Origin of the sequence: Streptomyces flavofungini (assembly GCF_041028215.1) — a bacterium.
Taxonomy (GTDB): Bacteria; Actinomycetota; Actinomycetes; order Streptomycetales; family Streptomycetaceae; genus Streptomyces; species Streptomyces flavofungini_B.
Genome location: NZ_JASKYR010001281.1, coordinates 1 through 1,098 on the forward strand (window position 1 = coordinate 1; position 1,098 = coordinate 1,098).

The window sequence follows — 1,098 nt, forward strand, 5'->3', positions numbered from 1 at the left end:
GCTTTTGGGTGGGGTGCGGGGGGTCCGGCTCGGGCGGTCACCCGTTCTGGCTTCACGGGAGGCCGGGCCGGGACGCTCTGGCGACAGGCTCTGAGCAAAGGCTCTCGCCGGGAAGGGCCGGGCGTCCCGTACGATGGATGGCGCAGAAGGGGAGTAGCTCTTCGCCGGACCGTCGACATACTGCTCAGCTCGTCTGAGCCGGCGCCCGGAGGCAGGTCCCGCGAGGGGCAGGCCAGCGAGACCTTCGGCAAGCAGTGCATGACGTGCGCGGACGCGCGCGTTCCTTGTGCTGCCGTGCCGAGGTGTCGTACGCGAAGCGGTGGAACACTCTCGGTGGGGCAGCCCCGACCGATTGAGGAACCTTGATCAGCATCAGCGTGACGGCGCTCGTCTTCGGCGTCGTCTTCCTTGCCGAGCTGCCGGACAAGACGGCTCTCGCCGGGCTCGTGCTCGGCACGCGCTACCGCGCCTCGTACGTCTTCGCCGGAGTGGCGGCGGCCTTCACCGTGCACGTGGTGCTCGCCGTGGCGGCGGGCAGTGTTCTGACCCTGCTCCCGCAGCAGCTCGTCCACGCGCTGACCGGCGTGCTCTTCCTCGCGGGGGCCGCGATGCTGCTCCTCAAGGGCGGTGACGACGAGGAAGAGGTCAGGCAGCCCGAGAACCAGAGCTTCTGGAAGGTCTCGGGGGCGGGGTTCATGCTCATCCTGGTCGCGGAGTTCGGCGACCTGACGCAGATCATGACCGCGAACCTGGCCGCCCGCTACGACGACCCGCTCTCCGTCGGCCTCGGCGCCGTCCTCGCGCTCTGGGCCGTCGCGGGCTTGGGCATCGTCGGCGGCAAGGCCCTGATGCGCCGGGTGCCCCTGACGCTCATCACGAGGATCGCGGCCCTGCTGATGCTGGGACTCGGCGTGTGGAGCCTGTATGAGGCGATCGCCTGATCTGGGGTGGGGTGATCGCCTGATCTGGGTTGGAGCGATTGCCTGATCTGGGGTGGGGTGATCGCCTGGTTCGCGCGGGACTGTGGTCTGGCCCGTGCGGGTTGGCTGTGCGGCTTGAGCGGGGCGGTGGTCTGGCCTGGGTGGAGTGGTTGTCCGG

Annotated in this window: 1 protein-coding gene; it reads left to right on the forward strand. The window is 69.5% G+C overall.

Annotated elements, in window-relative coordinates:
* The first annotated feature begins 362 nt into the window (after window positions 1-362).
* Window positions 363-941 (forward strand): TMEM165/GDT1 family protein, encoded by a 579-nt coding sequence (locus AB8Z36_RS40435; protein ID WP_369218336.1) that lies wholly within the window; start codon window positions 363-365, stop codon window positions 939-941.
* The last annotated feature ends 157 nt before the right edge of the window (window positions 942-1,098 follow it).